This is a genomic window from Variovorax sp. WS11 (assembly GCF_010499245.1).
In the GTDB taxonomy this organism is placed as follows: domain Bacteria; phylum Pseudomonadota; class Gammaproteobacteria; order Burkholderiales; family Burkholderiaceae_C; genus Variovorax.
In genome coordinates, this window is record NZ_JAAGOW010000001.1 from 2,242,791 (window position 1) to 2,268,259 (window position 25,469).

At 67.4% G+C, this 25,469-nt stretch carries 28 protein-coding genes; 12 read left to right on the forward strand and 16 right to left on the reverse strand.

The window, feature by feature from the left end:
* Positions 1–2 precede the first annotated feature (2 nt).
* From GXN78_RS11075 to GXN78_RS11085, 3 genes are all read right to left on the reverse strand, one after another.
* Entirely contained in the window at positions 3–1,532 is a 1,530-nt protein-coding gene (locus tag GXN78_RS11075) for a tripartite tricarboxylate transporter permease (protein WP_106558866.1), read from the reverse strand.
* A gap of 21 nt (positions 1,533–1,553) precedes the next feature.
* Positions 1,554–2,075 carry a tripartite tricarboxylate transporter TctB family protein gene (locus tag GXN78_RS11080; protein ID WP_106558865.1) on the reverse strand — a complete coding sequence of 174 codons (522 nt, stop codon included), beginning with the start codon at positions 2,073–2,075 and terminating at the stop codon, positions 1,554–1,556.
* 97 nt (positions 2,076–2,172) lie between these two features.
* Positions 2,173–3,201, reverse strand: coding sequence for a tripartite tricarboxylate transporter substrate-binding protein (locus GXN78_RS11085; RefSeq protein WP_106558864.1), 1,029 nt, complete (start codon positions 3,199–3,201; stop codon positions 2,173–2,175).
* A 236-nt stretch (positions 3,202–3,437) separates the two neighbouring features.
* Here GXN78_RS11085 and GXN78_RS11090 point away from each other — a divergent pair, with 236 nt between their 5' ends.
* Entirely contained in the window at positions 3,438–3,674 is a 237-nt protein-coding gene (locus GXN78_RS11090) for a hypothetical protein (protein ID WP_106558863.1), read from the forward strand.
* 13 nt (positions 3,675–3,687) lie between these two features.
* Here the strand turns inward: GXN78_RS11090 and GXN78_RS11095 are convergent, their stop codons facing one another.
* From GXN78_RS11095 to infA, 4 genes are all read right to left on the reverse strand, one after another.
* Complete coding sequence (locus GXN78_RS11095; protein ID WP_106558862.1) at positions 3,688–4,011, reverse strand: hypothetical protein; 324 nt, start codon at positions 4,009–4,011, stop codon at positions 3,688–3,690.
* A 69-nt stretch (positions 4,012–4,080) separates the two neighbouring features.
* The gene (locus GXN78_RS40805; RefSeq protein ID WP_181360622.1) at positions 4,081–4,251 is read right to left on the reverse strand and encodes a hypothetical protein; all 171 of its coding nucleotides are present in this window, start codon (positions 4,249–4,251) and stop codon (positions 4,081–4,083) included.
* Positions 4,252–4,285: 34 nt separating this feature from the next.
* Positions 4,286–5,689 (reverse strand): ATP-dependent RNA helicase DbpA, encoded by a 1,404-nt coding sequence (gene dbpA, locus GXN78_RS11100; RefSeq protein WP_106558861.1) that lies wholly within the window; start codon positions 5,687–5,689, stop codon positions 4,286–4,288.
* Positions 5,690–5,700: 11 nt separating this feature from the next.
* Positions 5,701–5,967 carry a translation initiation factor IF-1 gene (gene infA / locus GXN78_RS11105; protein WP_068679401.1) on the reverse strand — a complete coding sequence of 89 codons (267 nt, stop codon included), beginning with the start codon at positions 5,965–5,967 and terminating at the stop codon, positions 5,701–5,703.
* A 436-nt stretch (positions 5,968–6,403) separates the two neighbouring features.
* Here infA and GXN78_RS11110 point away from each other — a divergent pair, with 436 nt between their 5' ends.
* A complete protein-coding gene (locus GXN78_RS11110) occupies positions 6,404–7,456 on the forward strand; it encodes a S1C family serine protease (protein WP_239142669.1) in 1,053 nt (350 codons plus the stop codon).
* A 1-nt stretch (position 7,457) separates the two neighbouring features.
* On the opposite strand, the gene GXN78_RS11115 is transcribed toward GXN78_RS11110, so the two are convergent.
* A complete protein-coding gene (locus GXN78_RS11115) occupies positions 7,458–8,516 on the reverse strand; it encodes a sugar phosphate isomerase/epimerase (RefSeq protein WP_106558859.1) in 1,059 nt (352 codons plus the stop codon).
* A gap of 170 nt (positions 8,517–8,686) precedes the next feature.
* Between GXN78_RS11115 and GXN78_RS11120 the strand changes: the two genes are divergently transcribed.
* On the forward strand, positions 8,687–9,568 hold the full coding sequence (locus GXN78_RS11120) for a type 1 glutamine amidotransferase (protein ID WP_106558910.1): 882 nt from the start codon (positions 8,687–8,689) through the stop codon (positions 9,566–9,568).
* A gap of 7 nt (positions 9,569–9,575) precedes the next feature.
* Here GXN78_RS11120 and GXN78_RS11125 read toward each other — a convergent pair whose 3' ends face one another.
* Both GXN78_RS11125 and GXN78_RS11130 read right to left on the reverse strand, forming a co-directional pair.
* Positions 9,576–9,758, reverse strand: a complete 183-nt coding sequence (locus GXN78_RS11125; RefSeq protein WP_106558858.1) for a hypothetical protein — start codon at positions 9,756–9,758, stop codon at positions 9,576–9,578.
* Between the two features lie 15 nt (positions 9,759–9,773).
* On the reverse strand, positions 9,774–12,686 hold the full coding sequence (locus GXN78_RS11130; protein WP_106558857.1) for a DNA topoisomerase III: 2,913 nt from the start codon (positions 12,684–12,686) through the stop codon (positions 9,774–9,776).
* 85 nt (positions 12,687–12,771) lie between these two features.
* On the opposite strand from GXN78_RS11130, the gene GXN78_RS11135 reads away from it, so the two are divergent.
* The 3 genes from GXN78_RS11135 to GXN78_RS11145 are packed head-to-tail and all read left to right on the forward strand — an operon-like array spanning position 12,772 to position 14,314.
* Complete coding sequence (locus GXN78_RS11135) at positions 12,772–13,314, forward strand: SET domain-containing protein-lysine N-methyltransferase (RefSeq protein ID WP_106558856.1); 543 nt, start codon at positions 12,772–12,774, stop codon at positions 13,312–13,314.
* A gap of 2 nt (positions 13,315–13,316) precedes the next feature.
* On the forward strand, positions 13,317–14,114 hold the full coding sequence (locus tag GXN78_RS11140) for a biotin--[acetyl-CoA-carboxylase] ligase (RefSeq protein WP_106558855.1): 798 nt from the start codon (positions 13,317–13,319) through the stop codon (positions 14,112–14,114).
* 2 nt (positions 14,115–14,116) lie between these two features.
* A complete protein-coding gene (locus GXN78_RS11145; RefSeq protein ID WP_106558854.1) occupies positions 14,117–14,314 on the forward strand; it encodes a sporulation protein in 198 nt (65 codons plus the stop codon).
* An 80-nt stretch (positions 14,315–14,394) separates the two neighbouring features.
* On the opposite strand, the gene GXN78_RS11150 is transcribed toward GXN78_RS11145, so the two are convergent.
* From GXN78_RS11150 to GXN78_RS11170, 5 genes are all read right to left on the reverse strand, one after another.
* Positions 14,395–14,781: a hypothetical protein gene (locus GXN78_RS11150; protein ID WP_164255414.1), complete on the reverse strand. Its 387-nt coding sequence runs from the start codon at positions 14,779–14,781 to the stop codon at positions 14,395–14,397.
* Positions 14,753–15,019 (reverse strand): hypothetical protein, encoded by a 267-nt coding sequence (locus tag GXN78_RS11155; RefSeq protein WP_164255415.1) that lies wholly within the window; start codon positions 15,017–15,019, stop codon positions 14,753–14,755. The genes GXN78_RS11150 and GXN78_RS11155 overlap by 29 nt, the downstream gene beginning before the upstream one ends.
* Before the next feature lie 1,219 nt (positions 15,020–16,238).
* Entirely contained in the window at positions 16,239–17,687 is a 1,449-nt protein-coding gene (locus GXN78_RS11160) for a sensor histidine kinase N-terminal domain-containing protein (RefSeq protein ID WP_106556184.1), read from the reverse strand.
* A gap of 19 nt (positions 17,688–17,706) precedes the next feature.
* The gene (locus tag GXN78_RS11165) at positions 17,707–18,378 is read right to left on the reverse strand and encodes a response regulator transcription factor (protein ID WP_106556183.1); all 672 of its coding nucleotides are present in this window, start codon (positions 18,376–18,378) and stop codon (positions 17,707–17,709) included.
* Positions 18,379–18,438: 60 nt separating this feature from the next.
* Positions 18,439–18,924 (reverse strand): MarR family winged helix-turn-helix transcriptional regulator, encoded by a 486-nt coding sequence (locus GXN78_RS11170; RefSeq protein ID WP_106556182.1) that lies wholly within the window; start codon positions 18,922–18,924, stop codon positions 18,439–18,441.
* A gap of 148 nt (positions 18,925–19,072) precedes the next feature.
* Here GXN78_RS11170 and recA point away from each other — a divergent pair, with 148 nt between their 5' ends.
* Both recA and recX read left to right on the forward strand, forming a co-directional pair.
* A complete protein-coding gene (gene recA / locus GXN78_RS11175) occupies positions 19,073–20,140 on the forward strand; it encodes a recombinase RecA (RefSeq protein WP_106556181.1) in 1,068 nt (355 codons plus the stop codon).
* Positions 20,141–20,149: 9 nt separating this feature from the next.
* Complete coding sequence (recX, locus tag GXN78_RS11180; protein WP_106556180.1) at positions 20,150–20,599, forward strand: recombination regulator RecX; 450 nt, start codon at positions 20,150–20,152, stop codon at positions 20,597–20,599.
* 21 nt (positions 20,600–20,620) lie between these two features.
* Here recX and argC read toward each other — a convergent pair whose 3' ends face one another.
* Positions 20,621–21,550, reverse strand: coding sequence for an N-acetyl-gamma-glutamyl-phosphate reductase (gene argC / locus GXN78_RS11185; protein WP_106556179.1), 930 nt, complete (start codon positions 21,548–21,550; stop codon positions 20,621–20,623).
* Between the two features lie 196 nt (positions 21,551–21,746).
* Between argC and sucC the strand changes: the two genes are divergently transcribed.
* From sucC to GXN78_RS11205, 4 genes are all read left to right on the forward strand, one after another.
* Positions 21,747–22,913, forward strand: a complete 1,167-nt coding sequence (gene sucC, locus GXN78_RS11190; protein WP_106556178.1) for an ADP-forming succinate--CoA ligase subunit beta — start codon at positions 21,747–21,749, stop codon at positions 22,911–22,913.
* Between the two features lie 9 nt (positions 22,914–22,922).
* On the forward strand, positions 22,923–23,816 hold the full coding sequence (gene sucD, locus GXN78_RS11195) for a succinate--CoA ligase subunit alpha (RefSeq protein WP_106556177.1): 894 nt from the start codon (positions 22,923–22,925) through the stop codon (positions 23,814–23,816).
* A gap of 89 nt (positions 23,817–23,905) precedes the next feature.
* Entirely contained in the window at positions 23,906–24,589 is a 684-nt protein-coding gene (locus GXN78_RS11200) for a TerC family protein (RefSeq protein WP_106556176.1), read from the forward strand.
* A 32-nt stretch (positions 24,590–24,621) separates the two neighbouring features.
* The gene (locus GXN78_RS11205) at positions 24,622–25,452 is read left to right on the forward strand and encodes a Stp1/IreP family PP2C-type Ser/Thr phosphatase (RefSeq protein WP_106556175.1); all 831 of its coding nucleotides are present in this window, start codon (positions 24,622–24,624) and stop codon (positions 25,450–25,452) included.
* Positions 25,453–25,469: the final 17 nt, after the last annotated feature.

The window sequence follows — 25,469 nt, forward strand, 5'->3', positions numbered from 1 at the left end:
GTTCAGTCCACTGGCCGCTCGGCAGCGAACTCGTCAGCTTTTTTTGGCTTGATCATCGCCAGCACCTTGGAGATCAGCGGCCAGAAGAGCATGGTCAGCGCCAGCGTGGTGATGCTGCCGACCAGCGGGTTCGACCACATGATCCCGACGTCGCCCTGCGACACCAGCATGGCCTGGCGGAAGGAGTCCTCGGCCTTGTCGCCGAGCACCAGGGCCAGCACCAGCGGCGCCAGCGGGAAGTCCAGCTTCTTGAAGACGTAGCCCACCACGCCGAAGCCGAGCATGAACCAGATGTCGAGCATCGCGTTGTGCACGGTGTAGGCACCGATCGCGCAGATCACGATGATCACCGGCGCGATGATCGAGAAGGGAATGCGCAGGATCGAGGCGAACAGCGGCACCGTGCTCAGCACCACGATCAGGCCGACGACGTTGCCCAGGTACATGCTGGCGATCAGGCCCCAGACGAAGTCCTTCTGCTCGACGAAGAGCAGCGGCCCGGGCTGCAGGCCCCAGATCAGCAGGCCGCCCAGCAGCACCGCCGCCGTCGGCGAGCCCGGGATGCCCAGGGCCAGCATCGGCAGCAGCGCGCTGGTCCCGGCGGCATGCGCCGCGGTCTCGGGCGCCACCACGCCCTCCATCTCGCCGGTGCCGAACTTGGGACCTCTCTTCGACATCTTCTTGGCCAGGCCGTAGCTCATGAAGGAGGCCGGCGTGGCGCCCCCGGGCGTGATGCCCATCCAGATGCCGATCAGCGAGCTGCGCAGCGAGGTGACCCAGTACTGCGGCAGCTGCTTCCAGGTCTGCAGCACTACCTTGGGATCGATCTTGGCGCTCTTGCCGGAGAACTTGAGGCCCTCCTCCATCGACAGCAGGATCTCGCCGATGCCGAACAGGCCGATCACCGCGATCAGGAAGTCGAAGCCGCGCATCAGCTCGGGCTGGCCGAAGGTCAGGCGCAGCTGGCCCGTGACGGTGTCCATGCCGACGCTGGCGAGTGCGAAGCCCAGCGCCATCGAGGCCAGGATCTTGAAGGGCGAGCCCTTGCCCATGCCGACGAAGCTGCAGAAGGTCAGGAGGTACACCGCGAAGAACTCGGGCGAGCCGAACTTGAGCGCGAACTTGGCCACCAGCGGCGCCAGGAAGGTGATCATCACCACCGCCAGGAAGGCACCGACGAAAGAGGAGGTGAAGGCGGTGGTGAGCGCGGCGCCGGCCTTGCCCTGCTGGGCCATGGGGTAGCCGTCGAAGGTGGTGGCCACGGACCAGGGCTCGCCCGGTATGTTGAAGAGCACGGAGGTGATCGCCCCGCCGAACAACGCGCCCCAGTAGATGCAGGACAGCATGATGATCGCCGAGGTCGGCGACATCGTGAAGGTGAGGGGCAGCAGGATCGCCACGCCGTTGGCGCCGCCCAGTCCGGGCAGCACGCCGATCAGCACACCCAGGATGATCCCGACGAACATCAGGACGATGTTCATGGGTGTCAGGATCACGGCGAAGCCCTGCAGCAGGGCGCTGATTTCATCCATTTCGGGTTCGCTCCGTGAAGTTCAGTAACCGAGGAAGCGAAGCGGATCGAGCGAGCCCTTGAAGAGCGGCACCTTGAACCAGACTTCGAACATGAGAAAGAAGAGCGCGTTGACGGCGAACGCGATGCCCGCGCTCTTCACCCAGGAGTACTTGCCGAGTACCACCATGAAGAGCGCGATGTAGATGGCCGAGGCGACGTACAGGCCCAGGAAGGTGACGGCCAGCACGTAGACGGTGGCCGGCACCAGCACCGACAGCACGCGCTTCAACTGCTCCGAATCGACGAAGACCTCGGTGTTCCGGTTCTTGCCGAGCAGGGCCTGGTAGAGGATGCCGGCGCCGGAGACGACGATGATCACGCCGATGTAGAAGGGAAAGTAGCCGGCGCCGGGGCCGTCGGTGGTCCAGCCCGCGCCGAGCTTGCGGCTCTCGAAGACCACGGCCAGGCCGATGATCAGCAGCAGGGCCGCCGCCACCGCCTCGACGATATTGGTGCGCACGCCGGTGCGCACCGCGCTGTCGGAATTCTCGTTGTGCTCCATGGAGCCCCCATCGTGTGTGTCGAGAAAAGATCGGAGGCGGGCTTCCCGCCATCCAGCCGGCCGCGCGAGCGCGCGGCGCCCTGCCGCTGCTACCTGGCTACTTGGCGCTGGCGGCGAGGAAGCCGGCCTCGGTCATCAGCGTACGGTGCGTGACCTCGGCGCTCGCGAGCCATTTGGAGAAGGCGTCGCCGGTCATGAAGGTCGGGTTGAAGGCGCCCTTCTCCATGTACTCCTTCCAGTCGGGCGTCTCGGCCACCTTGGTCAGCAGGTTCACGTAGAAGGCGAGCTGGTCGGGCGTCACGCCGGCGGGCATGAAGATGCCGCGCAGCATGGTGTACTTGGTCGGCACGCCGGCTTCCTTGCAGGTCGGGATGTCGTTCCACGACTGGGTGTCGGTGACCTTGGTCTTGAAGGGCATGCGCTCATCGTCGAACACGCACAGCGCGCGCAGCTTGCCGGCGCGCCACTGGGCGACCGCCTCGATCGGGTTGTTGACGGTGGAGTTCACGTGGCCGCCCACCAGCTGCACCGCCACCTCGCCACCGCCCTTGAAGGGCACGTAGATGAACTTGGTGCCGGTGGCCTTCTCGAGCGCGACCGTGATGATCTGGTCTTCCTGCTTGGAGCCGGTGCCGGCCATCTTGAACTTGTTCGGGCCCGCGGCCTTGACCGCGGCGATGTACTCGCCGGCGTTCTTGTAGGGCTGCTCGGCGTTGGTCCACAGCACGAACTGGTCGAGCGCCAGCATGGCGACCGGGGTCATGTCCTTGTAGTTGAAGGGCACGCCGGTGGCCATCGGCGTGGTGAACAGGTTCGACAGCGAGATGATGATCTTGTGCGGATCGCCCTTGGCCTCCTTCACCGCGAGGAAGCCTTCGGCGCCGGCGCCGCCCGACTTGTTGACGACGATCAGCGGCTCCTTCATCAGCTTGTACTTGATGATGATGCCCTGCAGCAGGCGCGCCATCTGGTCGGCCCCGCCGCCGGTGCCGGCAGGGATCACGAACTCCACCGGCTTGGTCGGCTCCCAGGCCAGTGCGGGCGTGGTGCCGGCCAGGGCCAGCAGGGCGGCGGCCAGGGCTTGGGTGCCGCGGGTCCGGGCGCGCGTAAAGATGCTTTCGATCATGTTGTCTCCTGTTGAATCTGCGCTCTTCTTGCTTGGCATCGCAGTCGAAATCCCAGTGCGGCAATGCTGCGCGCGGGCCGCGAAAGGCGGCTTGACCATGGTCAACTTTTCTGAGATTCCGTATCCGGGTTAGCCCGCGATGGGCGCGCGAAGGGGCTTGCGTTTGAGGCGAGATGGGGGTCTCGGGTAAACCCTATAAGATCGCCCCATCCCATCCGCAATCCAGGAGTTCCCGCATGTCAGCCCTCGAACGCTCGTCAGGCTCGCGCGCATCCGGCGGCTTGATCGGCACGTTGAAGGCCTTGGCCGACGAAGCCGGCGTGCTGCTCGACGCCTTGTTCAGCCCCGGCAGGATCATCGAAGAAGTCGAAGAGATGCGCGCGCTGCACCAGCGCGCGAACGGCCTCGAGGCCACCGACCCGCAGCGTGCGGCAGTGCTGCGCTGGCACGCCTCGCGCGTCGGGCTGCGCTGAGGCTGGCCAGACCCTAATCGGCGGGCTGGTGCTCGAAGGGCTCGCCGTTCCAGCCGAGCAGTTCAGCCAGCCGCCGGACGATCCAGCGGGCTTCGGCTGCCGACACGCCCGCCTCGGGCGTGCTCAGGCCGTCATGAATGCGCGTGAGGATCTCCGCCTCCGACGGCACCTCGACATGGTTCAGCACCTGTGCGTGCGAGACGAGGTGGTTGGCAAGGTCCTCGCAGACCTCGTAGCGCTCCCGCACGGTGCCAATGGGTTCGGCCAGGCGCTGCCGCGCATCGGTGTAGAGCGCGAAGAAGGAAGGCGGGATGTGGATCTGGTAGTCGTCGGACATGCGCTGGCGCCCCAAGAAAAACGCGCCCGTAGGCGCGTCGTTCGTGTGAAGAAAAAAGCCGGTCGGGCTTCAGCCGCCCTTCTTGGCCCGCTTGCCCGGGTTCTTCTTGCTGCGGGTCGCGGTGCCGCGCTCCAGGCTCACCTTCTGGCCGCCACCCATCCTGGGCAGGGTGTAGCCGGACGTGGGAACGGGCGGGGGGGTGGCCTTGCGGTCGGCCTCGGTGCGGATCTTCTGGGTCATGGAAGGCTCGGTGAAAAAAGAGGAAAGGGCGACATTAGGCCACATCGAGCAGCCGGACCTTGACGGCCCGGCCCTTGACGCGACCCGTCGAAAGCTTGTGGAGGGCCTCGCTCGCGATGCGCCGGTCGACCGCCACGTAGGTCGAGAACTCGTTGATGCTGATCCTGCCGACCTGCTCGCGGGTGAAGCCGGCCTCGCCGGTGAGCGCGCCCAGCACGTCGCCGGCGCGGATCTTGTCCTTGCGCCCGCCCGTGATCTGCAGCGTGGCCATGGGCGGCTGCAGCGGGCCTTCGGCGTCGTTCGCGGCCAAAGCCAGCTCGGCCAACGGATGCCATTCGCATTCGCGGCCCTGCAACTGCTCGATCTTGCCGACGCGGCCCATCTCGTCGAGGCTGGCGAGGCTGAGCGCCAGGCCTTCGGCGCCGGCGCGGCCGGTGCGGCCGATGCGGTGGACATGGATCTCGGCGTCGGGCGTCACGTCGACGTTGATCACGGCTTCGAGCTGCGCTATGTCGAGCCCGCGCGCCGCCACATCGGTGGCGACCAGCACCGAGCAGCTGCGGTTGGCGAACTGCACCAGCACCTGGTCGCGCTCTCGCTGCTCGAGCTCGCCGAACAGGGCGAGCGCGCTGAAGCCCTGGGCCTGGAGCACCTGCGCCAGGTCGCGGCACTGCTGCTTGGTGTTGCAGAAGGCCAGCGTGCTTTGCGGACGGAAACTGTTCAGCAGCAGGCCGACGGCGTGCAGGCGCTCGCTGTCCTTCACCTCGTACCAGCGCTGGCGGATCTGGCCCTCCTCATGCTGCGCCGCCACGGCGATCTGCTGCGGGTTCTTCATGAACTGCGCGGCGAGCTTGGCGATGCCCTCGGGATAGGTGGCAGAGAACAGCAGGGTCTGGCGTTCCTTCGGGCACTGGCGCACGACGGTCGCGATGTCGTCGAGGAAGCCCATGTCCAGCATGCGGTCGGCCTCGTCGAGCACCAGCGTGGAGAGGGCGTCGAGCTGCAGGCTGCTGCGCTCCAGGTGATCGAGCACGCGGCCCGGCGTGCCGACCACGATGTGGGCACCATGCGCCAGGCTGGACAGCTGCCCGCGCAGCGCGACGCCGCCGCACAACGTGACCACCTTGATGTTCTCCTCGGCCCGGGCGAGGCGGCGGATCTCGGCCGTCACCTGGTCGGCCAGCTCGCGCGTCGGGCACAGCACCAGGGCCTGGACTGCGAAGCGGCGCGGGTCGAGCCGCGCCAGCAGGGGGAGTGCGAAAGCCGCCGTCTTGCCGCTGCCGGTCTTGGCTTGCGCGATGAGGTCCGCGCCGGCCAGCGCCGCCGGCAGGCTGGCCGCCTGGATCGGCGTCATCTGCAGGTAGCCGAGCTGCCGCAGGTTCGCCAGCGTGGGCGGCGAAAGCGGCAACGTCGAAAAGTCGACGGCGGGACCGGTCACGGCAGCGCTGCTCAGCGGCGCGGGCCGTTGTTGCCCCCGGTCGGCGGCGGGCCGCGGCGCTCCAGGTGGCGGAAGGTGATGCGGCCCTTGGTCAGGTCGTAGGGCGAGAGCTCCAGCGACACCTTGTCGCCGGCCAGGATGCGGATGTGGTGCTTGCGCATCTTGCCGCCGCTGTAGGCGATCAATTGATGACCGTTGTCCAGGGTCACGCGGTAGCGGGAGTCGGGCAGCACTTCGGTGACTGCACCGTTCATTTCGATCAGTTCTTCCTTGGGCATGAGGACCTCTGAATGTTGCGTGGATGATTCGAATCGGGCGCCTGCGCAAGGCGACACCGCCTTGCGCCTGAAACAGTGAGAAGGGCGCGGGCCCGCCGGATATGGCGCCCACCGGAGCGGACAGCGCGCTCTATTCGCTTCAATGGAGTACGAAGGCAGTGGCGGCATTCATGGGCACCCGGCCTGGCGCACCAACACACTGCGCGAGCCGGCCGAAAGAGAGCCTGAGGAACCCAGGTCGGCCGGGGAGTGACGAAATGCTTCGTCGACATCGAAGCGAACCCCGCATTCTAACCGGACTGGCATGACTGTTGCTCGACGCGGTCACGGCCAGAGCCAAAGCCCATGGCCGCCGGAACGACATCGCGAAACGCGCTTGCGAGCGCCCGGCCTGCGGCGCACCATCGCATCAACCATCGTTCCAAGGAGCGCGGCCATGAAAGATCGAGCATCGTCCCGGCGGCTCCAGATGCTGGTCGCCGGGATCTTCTGGCTGCTCCTGCTTGCCGCCGTCCCGCTGGCCCTGGCCGCCTCGCCGCCCCGGCCCGATGCCCAGGTCCAGGCCCTGCAGCGTGCGGGCGACGCGGTGGTCGCCCTGCGCGTCACCGTGACCGAGGGCGCGACCTCGGCCGACAGCCTGGGCGCGCGGCGCTCCGGCTCCGGCGTGGTGATCGGGCCCGACGGGCTGATCCTCACCATCGGCTACCTGCTGCTCGAGGCCGAGACCATCGAGGTCATCACGCAGGACGACCGCACCCTGCCCGCGCGCCAGGTCGCCTACGACCTGGCGACCGGCTTCGGCCTGCTGCGGCCGCTGGTGCCCCTGCGCGGCATCACGCCGGTGCCCTTCGCGGGCGTGAGCGGCCTGGCCCCCGGCGAGCCGCTGCTGGTCGCCACCGGCAGCAACAGCGGCACCGAGGTGGGCTTCACCCGGCTGCTGGCCGTGCGGCCCTTCTCGGGCTATTGGGAGTACCACATCGAGTCGGCCCTCTTCACCAGTCCGCCGGTTCCCAACCACAGCGGGGCACCGCTCTTCAACCGGCACGGCGAGTTGCTGGGCATCGGCAGCCTGTTCGTGCTGGAGAAGGCGGCAGAGGGCCAGGAACCGCGGGTGATCCCGGGCAACATGTTCGTGCCGGTCGAGCTGCTGCGCCCGGTGCTGGACGAGATGCAGGCCACCGGCCACACGCGCGCCAGCGTCCGGCCCTGGCTGGGCCTCTCGTCCTCGGAGCGCGACGGGCATGTGCAGATCGTGCGCGTCGACCGTCAGGGGCCGGCGCTGGCCGCCGGGCTCCAGCCGGGGGACGTGGTGCTGGAGGTGGACGGCATCCAGGTGGCCACGCTGGAGGCCTTCTACAAGCAGCTCTGGAAGCGGGCCGCGCCCGACGCCGAGGTGGAGCTCACGGTGCAGCAGGGCTCGGAGACGCGCAAGGTCCGCATCCATGCGGTGGACCGCATGAAGACGCTGCGCAAGCCGGCGGGGATCTGACTCAGCCCGGGATGCCCAGCATCCTGCGGTTGGCAGCACTGTCGATGCCGCCGGCCGCGAAGTCGTCGAAGGCCCGGTCGGCCACGCGGATGATGTGGTCGGCGATGAACTGCGCGCCCTCGCGCGCCCCGTCCTCCGGATGCTTGAGGCAGCACTCCCATTCCAGCACCGCCCAGCCGGGGAAGTCGTAGGCCGCCATCTTCGAGAAGATGGCCCCGAAGTCGACCTGGCCGTCTCCCAGGGAGCGGAAGCGGCCGGCCCGGCCGATCCACGGCTGAAAGCCGCCGTAGACGCCCTGCTTGCCGGTCGGATTGAACTCCGCATCCTTCACGTGGAAGATCTTGATGCGCTCGTGATAGTGGTCAATGTAGGCCAGGTAGTCGAGCTGCTGCAGCACGAAGTGGCTGGGGTCGTAGAGCAGGCAGGCGCGCGGGTGCTGGCCCACGCGCTCGAGGAACATCTCGTAGCTGACGCCGTCGTGCAGGTCCTCGCCCGGGTGGATCTCGTAGCAGACATCGACGCCGGCATCGTCGAAGGCATTGAGGATCGGCAGCCAGCGCCGCGCCAGCTCGTCGAAGGCCTCCTCGATCAGGCCCGGCGGGCGCGGCGGCCACGAGTAGAAGTAGGGCCAGGCCAGCGCGCCCGAGAAGGTGGCGTGCGCCGTGAGCCCGAGGTTCGACGAGGCCCTGGCCGCCAGGTGCAGCTGCTCCACCGCCCAGGCCTGGCGCTTGACCGGGTCGTTGCGCACCTCGGGTGCCGCGAAGCCGTCGAAGCCGGCGTCGTAGGCCGGGTGCACGGCCACCAACTGGCCCTGCAGGTGGGTCGAGAGCTCGGTGATCCGGATGCCATGCCGCGCCAGCGTGCCCTGCACTTCCTCGCAGTAGGTCTTGCTGTCCGCCGCCAGGCGCAGGTCGAAGAGACGGGCGTCCCAGCTCGGGATCTGCACGCCCTTGTAGCCCAGGCCCGCCACCCAGCCCGCGATGGCGTCGAGCGAGTTGAAGGGAGCGGCATCGCCCGCGAACTGGGCCAGAAAGATGGCCGGGCCCTGGATGATCTTCATTCGGTCACTCCTGTGTGTCGAGTCGCACGCCAAAGAGGGCGATCCTATCCCCGCGGCGCTGTCCGACGCAGCAGCGGGGTGTGCTGTCCACTGCGAGGGGCTTTGGAACGTTTCACAATGCTTGTACCGTTACCGAAGGCGCGCGGCCCCAGCGCGGCGCCTTGATCGCGATGCCACAAACCGTTTCCGGCCGATTGAAGATCGGCTTGTCCGCCTGTTTTTCCCACGCCGACCCGGCGCGATCGCTGTTCACCAACAAGACGCTGCAGTACGTCGAGCAGTCGATCACCCACTGGCTGATGTCGGCCGGTGCCATGGTGGTCATGGTGCCCTGCCCCACCGGCGAGACGGCGCGCGGCGACACCAAGCTCTCGCACTACGCGGAATGGCTGGATGGGGTGGTGATGCACGGCGGCGCCGACGTCTGGCCCGGCAGCTACGGCGAGGTGCCGCTGAAGGACGCCTGGGTCGGCGACCGCGTCCGCGACCTCTACGACCTCGCGCTGGTCGAGGCCTTCGAGGAGGCCGGCAAGCCCATCTTCGGCGTCTGCCGCGGCCTGCAGCTCATCAACGTGGCCTTCGGCGGCACGCTCTACCAGGACATCGAGGCGCAGCACCCGAACGCGCTGCGGCACCGCGACCCGGTGACCTACGACCAGAACTTCCACCAGATCGGCTTCGCGCCCGGCTCGCGACTGGCGAAGCTTTATCCGAGCATCGAGCGCGCGCGGGTCAACAGCATCCACCACCAGGGCGTGAAGGATCTGGCGCCCGGCTTCGAGGTCGAGGCCTGGAGCATTCCCGACCACGTGCCCGAAGCCATCCGCCGCAAGGACGGGCGCGGGCGCAGCTACATCGCCGCCACCCAGTGGCATCCGGAATTCCACAAGTACGGCAGCACCGAGACGGTGGACGACACGCCGATCCTGGAAGACTTCCTGTGGGCCTGCGCGACCGCGAAGGTGAGCCCGAGGGGGCCGCTGCGCACCGCGCCGGGCCGCATCCGCAACCGCGCGGCGCGGCTGCTGCGGCAGGCGCTGCTGATGCGCTAGGGCGGCGCTAGTCGCGCGAGGAGCGGTTGCGCGTGCCGCTCACGGCCGCATCGATGGTTCCGAACACCGTCACGCCACTGCTGCTGCCGATGGTCGGGCGCTCGCCGCCGGCGGGCGCGGGCGACGAGGCGCAGCCCGCGACGGCGCCCAGCGCTGCGACGAGGCACAAGGCGGAAACGAATTTCTTCACTGGGTTTTCCTTTCGTCAGCTCAGGTGCTTGCCCACGATACCGGCGATCTCGAACATCGTCACCTGGTCCTTGCCGAACACCGGCCTGAGCTTGGCGTCGGCATTGACGGCCCGCTTGTTGGCCGGGTCCTGCAGCCCATGGGCCTTGATGTAGTCCCATAGCTTCTTGATGACCTCGGTGCGCGCCACAGGTTCCGCGCCGATCACCGCGGCCAGCGCATCGCTGGGTTTCAGGCCAGCCGCGGGCTTGCGCGCGGCGGCCTTCTTCGCCGCGGGCGCCTTCGCCTTGGCCGGTGCAGCGGCCTTCTTCGCCGCCGCCGGCGCCGCCTTGGCAAAGCTCTTGCGCGCCGGGAACTTGCTATCGCGCGGTTCGAACTCGAAGCTCACCTTGCCATCCTCCGCATTCCAGGCCAGGAAGGCCTTGAAGGGCCGGCGCGTGCGCATCGAGACGAACTTGTCCAGCAGGTCGGTCTTGCCGGTGGCCAGCAGCTTCTCGACCTGCGCGCGCTCCACCGGCTGCTGCAGGATGATCTTGCCGGTCTTGAAGTCGCAGCTGGGCGTGGGCTGGGCATCGGTGGGCACGGACTTCTCGCAGACATAGTTGCTGGCGTTCTCGAACACGCGCGCGCCGCACTTCGGGCAGGGGCCCAGCGGATGCTGGTCGCTGAAGTCGACGATCTCGCCAGTCTCGCCGTTCTTGTCGTCGCCGAAGTCGAACTCCAGCTTCCAGTTCTTCGCCTCCTCGTCGTACTTGAGGATGATCTCCGAGGTGAAGGGCCAGCCGGCCTTGGACCGGAAGCCCTCCAGCGGGCCGATGTGCTTGTCGCGCACCAGCTGCTCGGCCTCCGCCACCTCGAAGGTGCGGCCGGCCGGCGACTTGCCGAAGGAGAAGCCGCAGCCTTCCTGGCCAGGCTTGCCGGTGCAGGCATAGCGGCGGTAGTTCTCGCGCACCACGCCGCCGCAGTTGGGACAGGGCGTGGCCAGCGTCGCGTAGTCGCCGGGCACGGTGTCGCGGTCGTATTCCTTGGCCTTCTTGACGATGTGCTCCGTCATTTCGGCGATCTCGCGCATGAAGGCGGCCCGGCTGAGCTTGCCGTGCTCCATCTGCGCGAGCTTGTATTCCCACTCGCCGGTGAGCTCGGCCTTGGACAGCTCCTCTACCCCCAGGCCGCGCAGCAGCGTCATCAGCTGGAAGGCCTTGGCGGTGGGGATCAGCTCGCGGCCTTCGCGGTGCATGTACTTCTCGGCCAGCAGGCCTTCGATGATCGCGGCGCGCGTGGCAGGCGTGCCCAGGCCCTTTTCCTGCATCGCCTCGCGCAGCTCGTCGTCGTCGATGGTCTTGCCGGCGCCTTCCATGGCGCCGAGCAGCGTCGCTTCGGAGTAGCGCGCCGGCGGGCGGGTCTTGAGTGCCTTGAGCTCCGCCGATTCGACCTGCACGATCTCGCCCGGCTTGACCGGCACGAGGCGCTTGCCGTCCTTGTCGTCTTCCTTCTCGTCGTCCTGGGCTTCCTTGCCGTAGATGGCGAGCCAGCCCGGCTTGACCAGCACCTTGCCGTCGGTGCGGAAGGGGTATTTCTTGCCGCCCTGCTCCACCGTGCTGATGCGCGTGGTCACCTGGTACTCGGCGCTCGGGAAGAACACCGACAGGAAGCGCCGCACCACGAAGTCGTAGAGCTTCTGCTCGGCGTCCGACAAGCCGCTGGGCGCCTGCAGCGTGGGAATGATCGCAAAGTGGTCGCTGACCTTGGCGTTGTCGAAGATGCGCTTCGACGGCTTCACGTAGTTGTCGTCCAGCGCCTGCCTGGCGAAGGGAGCGAGGTGCTTCATGCCGCTGTTGGCGAGCATGCCCATGGTCTGCTTGACCACCGGCAGGTAGTCCTCGGGCAGCGCGCGTGAGTCGGTCCGCGGGTAGGTCAGCGCCTTGTGGCGCTCGTAGAGGCTCTGCGCCAGGGCAAGCGTGGTCTTGGCGCTGTAGCCGAAGCGGCTGTTGGCCTCGCGCTGCAGCGAGGTCAGGTCGAACAGCAGGGGCGAGGCCGTGGTGGTGGGCTTGCTTTCCTCGGTGACGCTGGCCGGCTTGCCGCGGGCCGCCTCGGCGATTTCCTTGGCTTCGCGTTCGTTCCAGACGCGATCGGCGCGCTGCTCGGGATCGGCCAGGCCGTCGGGTCCGGGCGGCGGCTTCTTCCAGGTCGGGTCGAACCACTTGCCCGGATAAGTGCCCGCCTCGGCGAGGAAGCTGCCATGCACTTCCCAGTAGTCGCGGCTCACGAACTTGCGGATCTTCTCCTCGCGCTCGACCACCACCGACAGTGTGGGCGTCTGCACCCGTCCGACCGTAGTGAGGAAGAAGCCGCCGTCGCGCGAGTTGAACGCGGTCATGGCGCGGGTGCCGTTGATGCCGACCAGCCAGTCGGCCTCCGAGCGCGAGCGCGCGGCGTCGGCCAGGCCCTTCATCTGCTGCTCGGTGCGCAGCTGCTCGAAGCCGTCGCGGATCGCCTGCGGCGTCATCGACTGCAGCCACAGGCGCCTGACCGGCTTGCCCAGCGGGACCTTGCCGCCAGCGTACTGCTCGATCAGGCGGAAGATCAGCTCGCCCTCGCGGCCCGCGTCGCAGGCGTTGATCAGCTGGCTCACGTCCTTGCGCTTGGCCTGCTTCACCACCGCGTTGAGGCGGGTCTTGGTCTTGTCGACCGGCTTCAGGTCGAAGTGCGGCGGGATCACCGGCAGGTTGGCGAAGCTCCACTTGCCGCGCTTGACGTCGAACTCCTCCGGTGCCTGGATCTCCACCAGGTGGCCGACCGCGCTGGTCACGACGTACTGCTCGTTCTCGAAATGTTCCTCGTGCTTGTCGAACTTGCCGGCCACCGGCGTGAGCGCGCGCACGATGTCCTGCGCCACTGATGGCTTCTCTGCAATTACCAAGGTCTTCATGAACAACTCATCCTTACAATCTGCGGCTTCTCGCGTGCGCACGCGCACGCGCATGCGTACATATTCAAACTAACAGACTTCGGCGATGCCCTCCAAATCCCCCACAAACGGCGGTCGCCGCATCCAGACGCGACGCTCCGGCGTTCACGGCAACGGCGTGTTCGCCGTCCAGCACATCTCGGAGGGCGAGACGCTGATCGAGTACAAGGGCGAGCTCATCACCTGGAAGGAGGCGCTCAAGCGCCATCCCCACGACCCCTCCCAGCCCAATCACACCTTCTACTTCCACATCGATGACGGGCGCGTGATCGACGGCGGGGTCAAGGGCAACGCCGCGCGCTGGATCAACCACTCCTGCGAGCCCAACTGCGAGGCCGACGAGGACAAGGGGCGCGTCTTCATCAAGGCGCTGCGCAACATCGCGGCGGGCGAGGAGCTCAGCTACGACTACGGCCTGATCATCGACGAGCCCTACACGAAGAAGCTCAAGGCCGATTTCCCCTGCTGGTGCGGCTCCGGCCAGTGCCGCGGCACCCTGCTCGCGCCCAAGGACGACGAGAAGAAGGACAAGAAGAAGAAAAAGGCCAAGAAGGACAAGAAGGCCAAGAAGAAGGACGACAAGCACTGACCATGGCCGCCCCCTGGTTCGAAGACGACATCGCCGCCGCCGTGGCCCCGCTGCTGCCGGGCCTGGCGGTCGAGGTCGTCGACGAGATCGATTCGACCAGCAGCGAGCTGATGCGGCGCGCCCGCGAAGGCCGCGCGCTGCCGGTGCTGCTGGTCGCCAAGCGCCAGACCGCCGGCCGCGGGCGCATGGGGCGGGCTTGGCAGAGCGCGCAGGACGCGGGCGAGCCCGCCTCGCTGACCTTCTCGCTGGGCCTGCCGCTGATGCCCCGCGACTGGTCGGGGCTCTCGCTCGCGGTCGGCGTGAGCGTGGCGGAGAGCCTGGACCCTTCGCACCAGCTCCGCGTCGCGCTCAAGTGGCCCAACGACCTGTGGGTCGAAGACCGCAAGCTCGGCGGCATCCTGATCGAGACCGCCCTGCCGCAGGACGGAGCGGCCGAGCGCTACCTGGTGATCGGCATCGGCATCAACATCGGCGCGCGCGAGGCCACGGGCATGAGCACACCGCCGGCGTGGCTCGCGCAATGGCGCCCCGACGCCAGCGCGCCCCAGCTGCTGCGCGAGATCATCCCGCCGCTGGTGGCGCATGTGCTGCTGTTCGGCGAGCGGGGTTTCGTGCCCTTCGCCGAGCGCTTCGCCGCGCGCGACACCCTGCGCGGCCGCGAGGTGCAGCTCAGCGACGGCACTACAGGGCGCTGCGCCGGCGTCGGCTGGGGCGGCGAACTGCTGGTGCAGACGTCCGCGGGCGTGAAGACCATCACCAGCGCCGAGGTCAGCGTGCGGCCGGCGCCGTCGAAGGGCTGATCATGCGGCTGCGCGCGCTCGTCGTCCTCCTGCTGCTGGCGAACCTGCTCTACTTCGCCTGGGCCCGCGGCGGGCTCGCGATGTTCGGCACCGTGCCCGCGCGCCTGGGCCAGAGCGAGCCGGAGCGGCTGAAGCAGCAGATCCGGCCCCAGCTGCTGCAGATCCGCAAGGACGAGAGCGCGGCGGGGGCCAAGCCCTAGTCCGAAGTTCCTGAAGCCGTCGAGCGAGTTTGCCTTTGCACGACAAGCACTTGGCGTGAGTTCGGGAGTCCGGCTTCTGTCTACAACCGGATCTGCTGGATGAGGTTGAGCGCTCGCTGCTGCTGCACGTTGGGTGTAGTGAGCACCTCGAAGGTCGGCGCGTCGGCCCCGGCGTTGGGCGTGCGACAGGTGTTGCGCACGATGGTGGCGAGTTCGGCCATGAGGGTCGAGAAGCTATGCACCGGCGTGCCGTCATCCAGCATGTGGCGGGCCACCTTGGCCAGCGCCGCCTTGGATCGCGTAGCCGGCGCCACCGGGTCACGCGCGGCCTTGGCCTGTTGATCCGTGTCGGCGAACATCAGCGGCGCCCAAGCCTCGCGCATGTGCCACTCGACGTAGTAGGCCAGCATGCACAGGAAGATGTGCGCGCGCACCCGATCAGCGGTGCGGTGGTGGATCGGGCGCACCTTCAGATCGATCGTCTTGAGCGAGCGGAACGCGCGCGACGTTGGCGAGCGCCTTGTAGCTGCGCACGCACCGGGACGCGTCCATCTGCGTCGTTGGCACCGAGGTGCGGATGATGTAAATGCCGTCCAGTGCCGCCCGGCAGCGATGGCGTCTGTCTTGCGCGAAGGGAAGGCGTTGTCGCCAATCCACCAGCTCGAAGTGCTTGGCGACCTTGTACTGGTTGACGACCTTGCCCACGCGCGGTCGAGCCGATCTCGTCGCGCCCAGCCAGCTTGAGTGCATCCACCCGGGCCTTGATCTTTCGCAGATTGGCCTCGGTGGCGGCGCGAGGCGGTCCTCGCGCTTGTGCGTGCGCAGCTTGGCGAGTTCCGGATTGCGGCACGCCACCGGCGCGCCCGGGTAGTCCGGCGAGCTCCAGGTTCAGCAGGTTGCGCTCGTCGAACAAACCAAGCTGCAGGTGGCTGCCCGACCAGCGCGCGAATCGAGACGCTCTTCAGCGCACTGATCCAGCCCACGCCCGGACTCGCGCATCTCCTGGATCGCCTTGTTGGAGATCATGCCGCGGTCACCCACCATCACCAGTTGTTCGACGCCGAACTCCTCGCGCAGCCGTTGACCTCAGGCAGCAAAGGTCAGGTTGTCGGCCACATTGCCCTCGTACACCGACACGGCCAGCGGGCAGCCCCTTCATCGGTGAGCAGGCCGTAGTTGACCTGCAGCAGGCCCTTCTTGCCGTCGCGGGGCTATAGCCGAGCCTGGCCAGGGGGCAACTGCTGCCCCTCGAAGTAGCTCGACGATAGGTCGTACAGCACCAGGGCGCCGGCCCCTCGCGACGCGCGGTGAGCTTCTTCTGGATCGTGGCCTGGCGCGCGAGCAGCCAGTCCATCGCCGCGTACAGGTCGTCCCTCGTCGGCGTCGGCGACACCGGTCCTCGGCCAGCGTCGCCGTGGTGTGCCACCAGCGCGTGGTGGCCAACTTGGTATGCGGCGTTGCGATGCGCGAGGCCACCATGGCCAGTACCAGGTCGCGCTCGCGGCAGGGCTTGGAGGCAAGCACCGAGGCGAAGCCCAGCCGCTGCATAGCCTCGCCAACGGCTTGCATATGGCCATGCGAACGCGACGCGGTGATCTCCAAGCACTGCGTGAGCGGCTGCAAGGCCTCGCCGCGCAGGGCTGCTCGAATGGCTTCGATCTGCGCGGCCGACAGGCTCGACAGATTGGCCAGCGTGCGCTTGCCGACCTTGGAGCCCTCGCGGTAGGACTCGCGCAGCAGCACGGTGGGCGGTGAGCCACGATTCGGCACGACATGGATGTGCATGCCTACATTAATAGGTCAAATACAAGCTAATATCAAGTAAATAACATGCCTACATTTTGGAACACATGAGGCCGCTCAACTCGTTGATTTCAAAGGGGTTACCGGCCAAAAGGCCGCAGGGTGACCGAGGAACTTCGGCCTAGTCATCCCCCTGTCCATTGGCGTCGAAGCGCAGGCTGAAACGTGCGCCCGGCGGCTGCTGGCCTGCGTGGGCGTCTTCCAGCTGGACGGTCGCATGGTGCTGCCGAGCGATCTCGAGCACGATCGGCAGGCCCAGGCCCGAACCGTCGGCCTCGTTGCCCAGCACGCGGTAGAAAGGCTCGAACACCAGCTCGCGCTCGCTCTCGGGGATGCCCGGGCCGTTGTCCTCCACCTGCAGCACGATGATGCGGCCGAAGGGGTCGCCCAGCACGCGCGCGGTGATCACGCCCGGGCGGCCGGGCACCGAGGGCGTGTAGTTGATGGCGTTGTCGACCAGATTGCGCACAAGCTCCTTCAGCAGGGTGGCATTGCCTTCCAGCACCACGCCCGGCGCGCCCGCCTCCGCCCCGTCGTAGCCGAGGTCGATGCGCTTCTCGATGGCGCGCGGCACGGCTTCGCGCACCACCTCGATGGTGAGCTTGGCCAGGTCGCAGGGCTGGCGTGCCACGGCGGCACCGCTGCCCTCGGCGCGCGCGAGCGACAACAGCTGGTTGACCGTGTGCGTGGCGCGCACGCTCGCCCGGCCGATCTGCTTGAGCGATTGCTTCAGCTCGTCGGCATTGGCCCCCTCGCGCTGCGCCAGGTCGGCCTGCATGCGCAGCCCGGCCAGCGGGGTTTTGAGCTGGTGCGCCGCGTCGGCCAGGAAGCGCTTCTGCGTGCCGATGGAGTCGCTGAGCTTGTTGAGCAGGTCGTTGACCGACAGCACCAGCGGCACCACCTCCAACGGCACCAGCGATTCGTCCAGCGGGCTCAGGTCGCCGGGCCGGCGTTCGCGGATGCGGGCCTCGATCACCGACAGCGGCTTGATGCCGCGCACCAGCGCCAGCCAGATCAGCAGCACCGCCAGCGGCAGGATCGCAAACTGGGGCAGCAGCACGCCCTTGATGATCTCGCCGGCCAGCACCGACTGCTTCTCGCGCGTCTCGGCCAGCTGCAGCAGGGCCGGGGGCGACTCGGGCGACGGGCCGGCGATCCACAACGAGGCCACGCGCACCGGCTGGCCGTGCATCTCGCCGTTGTGCAGGTAGACCACGCCCGGCGCGGGCACCTCGTCGGTGTTGGGCTCCGGCACGTCGCGATCGCCGGCGAGCAGTTGGCCGTCGCCGTTCTGCAGCTGGAAGTAGATGTGGTCCGCATCGTGGGCGCGCAGGATCTCGCGCGCCGAGGGCGTCAACTCGAAGGGCTCGCTGCCCGGCGTCACGTCCACCTCCTTCGCCAGCGCGCGGATGTTGTATTCGAGCGTGCGGTCGAAAGGCGCGTTGGCGATGCCCTGGGCCACCAGCCAGGTCACGCCGATGCTCACCGGCACCAGCAGCAGGAGCGGCGTGAGCATCCAATCGAGGATCTCGCCGAAGAGGGAGCGCTGCGCGCGCTGGAAGAGCTTCACCGAGCGCTTTGAAGACGGATCAGGGGATTTTTTCGAGGCAGTAGCCGAGGCCGCGCACGGTGGCGATGTGGATCGGACCCTTCTCGATCTTCTTGCGCAGGCGGTGGATGTAGACCTCGATCGCGTTGAGGCTCACCTCCTCGCCCCACTCGCACAGGCGCTCGACCAGCTGGTCCTTGCTGACCAGCCTCCCGGCGCGCTGCAGCAGCACCTCGAGCAGGCCCAGCTCCCGCGCCGACAGCTCGATCATCTTGCCGTCGATGGTCGCCACCCGGCCGGCCTGGTCGTAGACCAGCGGGCCGTGCTTGATGGAGTTGCTGGTCGCGCCCATGCCGCGCCGCGTGAGCGCGCGCACGCGCGCCTCGAGTTCCTGCAGCGAGAAGGGCTTGGCCATGTAGTCGTCGGCGCCGTAGTCCAGGCCCTTGACGCGCTCCTCCACGCTGTCGGCCGCGGTCAGCACCAGCACCGGCAGCTGCGAGCCGCGGGCACGCAGGCGCTTGAGGATCTCGAGGCCGTGCATGTTGGGCAGGCCGAGATCGAGGATCAGCAAGTCGAATTCGCTGTTGGTCATCAGCGCGGCATCGGCTTGCGAGCCGGTGGCCACGTGGTCCACCGCCGAGCCCGAGGTGCGCAGGCTGCGCAGCAGCGCATCGGCCAGCACCTGGTCGTCTTCCGCAATCAGTATTCGCATGCCGCGTCTCCAGAGATGGCGGGCTTGCGCGGGCCGCCGGGCCGTCTCCCCCTCGGGATTCTAGGCGGCCGCATAGGCTTCGAGCCCGATGGAAACCACGGTGGCGATCTCGTCGCCGACGCTCGCGCGGAACTCGCCCTCGGCCTGCGCCACCGCCTTGCGGAAAGCCTCCAGCCAGGCCAGGCCGTCGGCGGTGAACAGCACGCGCCGGGCTCGGGCGTCATGCGTATCGGGGCCGCGGGTCACCAGGCCCCAGGCCTCGCACTGATCCACCAGCTTGCCCATCGCCTGCTTGGTCATGCCCGCGCGCTCGGCGAGTTCGGTCAGGCGCGAGCCGTCGCGCGCCAGATGACGCGTGATGTGGATGTGGGCAGCACTCACCTGCGCGCGCGCCGCGAGGTTGGACAGCGCGAGCGGCACGTCGGCGTCGTGCGCCATCAGGGCGAGTACGCGTTCGTCGAAGCGGCGCATGGCGTGGCCCAGCAGGCGGCCCAGGTGGGTCTGGCGCCAGGCGTCGGGGTCGATCGAGAATGCAGGGTCTGTCACCGGTGGTCGATAGTAAGCCAAGCTGACCAAAAATTGGGTTTACTCAAGCCCATCGACCTCTACACTACTGTTCAGGCATCCAGGCTGTTGTTAAAAGCAGTCTGGATGAATCCCCTACAACCTATTGATCCTCCAGGAGATTTTCCGCATGGACGCAGTCGTCAAGGGCACCAGCATCGCCGGCGCCAACACCGAAAAAGCCAAGGCCCTGCAGGCCGCGCTGGCCCAGATCGAGAAGCAGTTCGGCAAGGGCACCATCATGCGGCTGGGCGAGGGCGAGGCGCTGGAGGACATCCAGGTGGTCTCCACCGGCTCGCTGGGCCTGGACATCGCCCTGGGCGTCGGAGGCCTGCCGCGCGGCCGCGTGATCGAGATCTACGGGCCGGAATCCTCGGGCAAGACCACGCTCACGCTGCAGGTCATCGCCCAGATGCAGAAGCAGGCCGGCACTTGCGCCTTCGTCGATGCCGAGCATGCGCTGGACGTGCAGTACGCGCAGAAGCTGGGCGTGAACCTGTCCGACCTGCTGATCAGCCAGCCCGACACCGGCGAGCAGGCCCTGGAGATCGTCGACTCGCTGGTGCGCTCGGGTGCCGTCGACCTGATCGTCATCGACTCGGTCGCCGCGCTCACGCCCAAGGCCGAAATCGAGGGCGAGATGGGCGACTCCCTGCCCGGCCTGCAGGCGCGGCTCATGAGCCAGGCGCTGCGCAAGCTCACCGCCACCATCAAGAAGACCAACTGCATGGTCATCTTCATCAACCAGATCCGCATGAAGATCGGCGTGATGTTCGGCTCGCCCGAGACCACCACCGGTGGCAATGCGCTGAAGTTCTACGCCTCGGTGCGGCTGGACATCCGCCGCATCGGCACCATCAAGAAGGGCGACGAGGCGATCGGCAACGAGACCAAGGTCAAGGTGGTGAAGAACAAGGTCTCGCCGCCCTTCAAGACGGCCGAGTTCGACATCTTGTTCGGCGAGGGCATCAGCCGCGAGGGCGAGATCATCGACATGGGCGTGGCCGCCAAGATCGTCGACAAGTCAGGCGCCTGGTACGCCTACAACGGCGAGAAGATCGGGCAGGGCCGCGACAACGCGCGCGAATTCCTGCGCGAGAACCCGTCGCTCTCGCGCGAGATCGAGAACAAGGTGCGCGAATCGCTGGGCATTCCGCTCCTGCCCGAGGACGCGGGCGAGGCCGCTTCCGGGGGCTGATCACCGGTGATGGCCCCCAGCGCTCCTTCTCTCAAGGGCCGCGCCCTGCGCCTGCTCGGCCAACGCGAACATTCCCGCAGCGAGCTCGAACGCAAGCTGGCCAAGTACGAGGAAGAGCCCGGCACGCTGGCGCGCGCGCTCGACGAGCTGGCCGCCAAGGACTTCATCAGCGAGGCGAGGGTGGTGCAGTCGGTGCTGCACCAGCGCGCGGCCCGCCACGGCGCGGCGCGCGTGCGGCAGGAACTGCTGCACAAGGGCATCGCGCCCGAGGCGGTGGCCGATGCGATTGCCGCTCTGGCGGGCAGCGAGCTCCAGCGGGCCCGCGAGGTCTGGCAGCAGCGCTTCGGCACGCCGCCGCAGGATGCGGCCGAGCGCGCGAAGCAGATGCGCTTCATGCTGGCGCGCGGCTTCGCCGCCGGTGTGGTTGCGAAGGTGCTGCGCGACGACTTCGAGGACTGAACCCGCCTCGCCGCCGCGGGCTCAGAGCCCCAGCATCAACTCGAGGTTTTGCACCGCCGCGCCGCTGGCGCCCTTGCCCAGGTTGTCCAGCCGGGCGATGACGACCGCATGGCGGTGGTCCTCGTTCGGGAACACGCGGATCTCCAGGTTGTTGGTGTCGTTGAGGCCCAGCGCGTCGAGCTTGCCGTCTTCGGTTGGCGGCAGCACCCTCACGAACTGCTCCGGCGTGTTGCTCTTCGCGTAGTGCGCCGCCAGCGCCTCCTGCAGATCGCCGGCCTTGGGCTTGCCGGGCAGCTCGTCCAGATGCAGCGGCAGCTGCACCAACATGCCCTGCTTGAAGTTGCCCACGGAAGGGATGAAGACGGGCCGACGCGTCAGGCCGGTGTACTTCATGATCTCGGGGATGTGCTTGTGCTTGAGGCCCAGGGCATAGGTCTCGAACAGCGGCGCCTCGCCCTTTTCGTAGGCCTCGATCATGGTGCGGCCGCCGCCCGAATAGCCGCTGACGGAGGGCAGCGCGATGGCGTGGTCGGCCGGCAGCAGGCCGGCATCGACCAGCGGGCGGACGATGGCGATGGCGCCGGTCGCGTAGCAGCCGGGGTTGGCCACGCGCTCGGCCTTGGCCACGGCATCTTTCTGGCCGGCCACCAGCTCGGGGAAGCCGAACACCCAGCCGGCGGCCGTGCGGTGGGCCGTCGAGGCGTCGATGATCTTGGGGCGGCGGCCCCGGCCTTCGAGTTGGTCGATGAGCGCGACGGACTCGCGAGCCGCATCGTCGTGCAGGCACAGCACCACCAGATCGACGCCCGCCATCAGCTCGCGCTTGGCGGCCACGTCCTTGCGCAGCTCGGGGGCGATGCTCACGAGCTCGACCTGCGGCATCTTCTGCAGCCGCTCGCGGATCTGGAGGCCGGTGGTGCCGGCCTCGCCGTCGATGAAGACCTTGGGCATGGTGGAAGCCTCGGATTGCCTGGGAAAGGACGTAAGAAAAAACTACGTAGTGACCACAGCGGCCGCTCGCCGTTGGTGCGGCGCACCATGATACAGTCGCCTGCTGTCCTCCGCCCGGTCACCCCCCGCGCGCCGTGGCCCGAGGGCAACACGAAATCTCCCGTTCCCCAACCCCTCGTCCCCGAGAGACACCCTCATGAAGATTCACGAGTACCAAGGCAAGGAAATTCTTGCCAAGTTCGGCGTGCCTGTGCCGCGAGGCATCCCGGCATACACGGTTCAGGAGGCGGTCGAGGCCGCCCAGAAACTCGGCGGCCCCGTGTGGGTGGTCAAGGCCCAGATCCACGCGGGCGGCCGCGGCAAGGGCGGCGGCGTGAAGGTCGCCAAGAGCATCGACGACGTCAAGAAGCTCGCCGGCGACATCCTCGGCATGCAGCTCAAGACCCACCAGACCGGCCCCGAAGGCCAGAAGGTCCGCCGGCTCTACATCGAGGACGGCGCCGACATCCAGAAGGAATACTACGTCTCGGCCGTGACCGACCGCGCGACGCAGAAGGTGGCCTTCATCGCCTCCAGCGAAGGCGGCATGGACATCGAGGAAGTCGCGCACTCCTCGCCCGAGAAGATCATCACCGTCTTCGCCGATCCCAAGGACGGGCTGACCGACGCGCAGGCCAAGCAGATCGCCGACGGCATCGGCATTCCGGCCGATTCGACCGCGCAAGCCGTCGACATCTTCAAGAAGCTCTACACCTGCTACATGGAAACGGATGCCTCGCTGGTCGAGATCAATCCGCTCAACCGCGACAGCAAGGGCAACATCGTCGCCCTGGACGCCAAGTTCAACTTCGACAGCAACGCGCTGTTCCGCCACCCCGAGATCGTGGCCCTGCGCGACCTCGATGAAGAAGACGCCGCCGAAGTCGAGGCCAGCAAGTTCGACCTCGCCTACATCAGCCTCGACGGCAACATCGGCTGCCTGGTGAACGGCGCCGGCCTCGCGATGGCCACCATGGACACCATCAAGCTGTTCGGCGGCGAGCCGGCCAACTTCCTCGACGTGGGCGGCGGCGCCACCCCCGAGAAGGTCACCGAAGCCTTCAAGATCATGCTGAAGAACAAGAACGTCGAGGCCATCCTCGTCAACATCTTCGGCGGCATCATGAAGTGCGACACCATCGCCACCGGCGTGATCGCGGCCTGCAAGGCGGTCAACCTGCAGGTGCCGCTGGTGGTGCGCATGAAAGGCACCAACGAAGTCGAAGGCAAGAAGCTGCTAGCCGATTCGGGCCTGCCCATCATCAGCGCCGACACCATGGCGGAAGCGGCCCAGAAGGTCGTGGCAGCAGTCAAGAAAGCCTAAGGAACCGCCATGTCGATCTACATCAACAAAGACACCAAAGTCATCACCCAAGGCATCACCGGCAAGACCGGCCAGTTCCACACCGAGAAGTGCCAGGAATACGCGAACGGCAAGAACTGCTTCGTGGCCGGGGTCAACCCGAAGAAGGCCGGCGAGTCGATCTTCAACATCCCGATCTTCGGCTCGGTGAAGGAAGCCGCCACGCAGACCGGCGCCACCGTCTCCGTGATCTACGTGCCGCCGGCCGGCGCCGCCGCCGCCATCTGGGAAGCCGCCGAGGCCGACCTGGACATGGCCATCTGCATCACCGAGGGCATCCCGGTGCGGGACATGCTCGAAGTGCGCAACAGGATGAAGGCCAAGGTCGCCGCGGGCGGCAAGGAAACGCTGCTGCTCGGCCCGAACTGCCCCGGCCTGATCACGCCCGACGAGATCAAGATCGGCATCATGCCCGGCCACATCCACCGCAAGGGCCGCATCGGCGTGGTCAGCCGCTCCGGCACGCTGACCTATGAAGCGGTTGCGCAACTCACCGAGATCGGCCTGGGCCAGTCCAGCGCCGTGGGCATCGGCGGCGACCCGATCAATGGCCTGAAGCACATCGACGTGATGAAGGCCTTCAACGACGATCCCGACACCGACGCCGTGATCATGATCGGCGAGATCGGCGGTCCCGACGAGGCCGATGCCGCGCGCTGGTGCAAGGAGCACATGAAGAAGCCGGTGGTCGGCTTCATCGCCGGCGTGACCGCCCCCCCGGGCAAGCGCATGGGCCATGCGGGCGCCCTGATCTCGGGCGGCGCGGACACGGCGGAAGCCAAGCTCGCGATCATGGAAGAAAGCGGCTTCAAGATCACTCGCAACTTCTCGGAGCTCGGCAAGCTTCTCAAGGCACAGATCTAAAGCCGCCGCCCTCCCGTCCACACCAGAAGAAAAGCGCTCGCAATTCACGTTGCGGGCGCTTTTTCAATACATAACAGTGGAAAAGAGACATGGATTATTTGCAAACTGCCGACTTCTGGATCGGGCTCGTCAAGATTGTCTGGATCAACATCATTCTTTCCGGGGACAACGCGGTGGTAATCGCGATGGCCGCCCGCTCGCTGCCGCCTGCACAGCAGAACAAGGCCGTGCTCATGGGCTCGGGCGCCGCCGTGGTGCTGCGGATCGCGCTGGCTGTCGTCGCCGCCAAGCTGCTGGCACTGCCCTACCTGCAGATCCTGGGCGGCGCGCTCCTGCTATGGATCGGCGTGCAGTTGCTGGGGGATGAGGACGAGGATGACGGCGAGGAAAAGCAGTACGGCAGCATGTTCGCCGCAGTGCGGACCATCCTGCTGGCCGACCTGGTGATGAGCCTGGACAACGTGATCGCCGTCGCCGCTGCGGCGCAAGGCAGCATGGTGCTGCTGGTGCTGGGCCTGGCCATCAGCATCCCGTTGGTGATTTTCGGCAGTACCCTGATGATCAAGCTCATGGAGCGCTTCCCCATCATCATCATGCTCGGCGCCGCCTTGATCGGCTGGGTCGGCGGCGAGACCATCGTGAGCGACGTCGCCCTGAGCGGTGTGCTGGCGGCTGACCCCTGGCTCCACTACGCCGGCGCGGCGGCCGGTGCCGTCTTCGTCGTGGCCTACGGCAAGTGGCAGCGTCAGCGCGCGGCCTCGGCCGTGCAATGATCGCGCCCCCCTGACCCCAATTTGACTGATTCATGGCGAACCTAGGCGCATCCGTTTCCCCCGACACCGGCTCGCTCGCCTGGGATTTCGCCGCCCTGACCGACCCCGGCCGGGTGCGCGCCAACAACGAAGACACGATCGCCTACGACCCCGGGCTGGGCCTCGTGCTGCTGGCCGACGGCATGGGCGGCTACAACGGCGGCGAGGTGGCCAGCGGCATGGCCGTCGCGCTGCTGCAGGCGAGCTTCGGCCGCTGGCTCGCCCACGCCGGGCCGAGCGCCAACCCGCGGGCCGTGCGGCGCGCGCTGCAGGCCGGCACCGACGAAGCCAACACCGCCATCCTGGAAGCCGGGGTGGCCAACCTGCAATTGCAGGGCATGGGCACCACGCTCGTGCTGGCCGCTTTCGGCCCGCGGCGCGTCATCGTGGGCCACATCGGCGACTCTCGCTGCTACCGCCTGCGGGAGGACAAGCTGGAGCTGCTCACCCGCGACCATTCCCTGCTGCAGGAGCAGCTCGACGCAGGCGCCATCACGCCGGAGCAGGCCAGCCTCTCGCCGCACCGCAACTTGGTGACGCGGGCGCTGGGGATCGAACGCCATGTCGAACTCGAAATGCACGAGCACAACGTGAAGGCGGGGGACGTTTTCCTGCTATGTTCCGATGGCTTGAGCGAAATGGTGCCCGATGGGCAGCTTTTCACGATTTTGTTACAACAAACGGGGCTATCTGAAAAAGCAACACTTTTGGTTGCAACTGCGAACGAGAATGGCGGCAAGGACAACATTTCGGTTGTCCTGGCCAGGGCCGGTTCGAGTTCGAGCGACGCGGCGCAGGCATCCGGATCGCCAGGCTCGGACTAGCATTCACTGCAGGTGAC

Bases quoted from the DNA above. Each gene is read 5' to 3' on its own strand.
- GXN78_RS11200 (WP_106556176.1), top strand. From the start codon at position 23,906: ATGGATTATTTGCAAACTGCCGACTTCTGGATCGGGCTCGTCAAGATT.
- GXN78_RS11120 (WP_106558910.1), top strand. From the start codon at position 8,687: ATGCCACAAACCGTTTCCGGCCGATTGAAGATCGGCTTGTCCGCCTGT.
- recX (WP_106556180.1), top strand. From the start codon at position 20,150: ATGGCCCCCAGCGCTCCTTCTCTCAAGGGCCGCGCCCTGCGCCTGCTC.
- sucD (WP_106556177.1), top strand. From the start codon at position 22,923: ATGTCGATCTACATCAACAAAGACACCAAAGTCATCACCCAAGGCATC.
- GXN78_RS11140 (WP_106558855.1), top strand. From the start codon at position 13,317: ATGGCCGCCCCCTGGTTCGAAGACGACATCGCCGCCGCCGTGGCCCCG.
- argC (WP_106556179.1), bottom strand. From the start codon at position 21,550: ATGCCCAAGGTCTTCATCGACGGCGAGGCCGGCACCACCGGCCTCCAG.
- GXN78_RS40805 (WP_181360622.1), bottom strand. From the start codon at position 4,251: ATGACCCAGAAGATCCGCACCGAGGCCGACCGCAAGGCCACCCCCCCG.
- GXN78_RS11090 (WP_106558863.1), top strand. From the start codon at position 3,438: ATGTCAGCCCTCGAACGCTCGTCAGGCTCGCGCGCATCCGGCGGCTTG.
- GXN78_RS11095 (WP_106558862.1), bottom strand. From the start codon at position 4,011: ATGTCCGACGACTACCAGATCCACATCCCGCCTTCCTTCTTCGCGCTC.
- GXN78_RS11165 (WP_106556183.1), bottom strand. From the start codon at position 18,378: ATGCGAATACTGATTGCGGAAGACGACCAGGTGCTGGCCGATGCGCTG.
- GXN78_RS11145 (WP_106558854.1), top strand. From the start codon at position 14,117: ATGCGGCTGCGCGCGCTCGTCGTCCTCCTGCTGCTGGCGAACCTGCTC.
- GXN78_RS11130 (WP_106558857.1), bottom strand. From the start codon at position 12,686: ATGAAGACCTTGGTAATTGCAGAGAAGCCATCAGTGGCGCAGGACATC.
- GXN78_RS11080 (WP_106558865.1), bottom strand. From the start codon at position 2,075: ATGGAGCACAACGAGAATTCCGACAGCGCGGTGCGCACCGGCGTGCGC.
- GXN78_RS11115 (WP_106558859.1), bottom strand. From the start codon at position 8,516: ATGAAGATCATCCAGGGCCCGGCCATCTTTCTGGCCCAGTTCGCGGGC.
- sucC (WP_106556178.1), top strand. From the start codon at position 21,747: ATGAAGATTCACGAGTACCAAGGCAAGGAAATTCTTGCCAAGTTCGGC.
- GXN78_RS11135 (WP_106558856.1), top strand. From the start codon at position 12,772: ATGCCCTCCAAATCCCCCACAAACGGCGGTCGCCGCATCCAGACGCGA.
- recA (WP_106556181.1), top strand. From the start codon at position 19,073: ATGGACGCAGTCGTCAAGGGCACCAGCATCGCCGGCGCCAACACCGAA.
- GXN78_RS11110 (WP_239142669.1), top strand. From the start codon at position 6,404: ATGAAAGATCGAGCATCGTCCCGGCGGCTCCAGATGCTGGTCGCCGGG.
- GXN78_RS11085 (WP_106558864.1), bottom strand. From the start codon at position 3,201: ATGATCGAAAGCATCTTTACGCGCGCCCGGACCCGCGGCACCCAAGCC.
- GXN78_RS11075 (WP_106558866.1), bottom strand. From the start codon at position 1,532: ATGGATGAAATCAGCGCCCTGCTGCAGGGCTTCGCCGTGATCCTGACA.
- infA (WP_068679401.1), bottom strand. From the start codon at position 5,967: ATGCCCAAGGAAGAACTGATCGAAATGAACGGTGCAGTCACCGAAGTG.
- GXN78_RS11205 (WP_106556175.1), top strand. From the start codon at position 24,622: ATGGCGAACCTAGGCGCATCCGTTTCCCCCGACACCGGCTCGCTCGCC.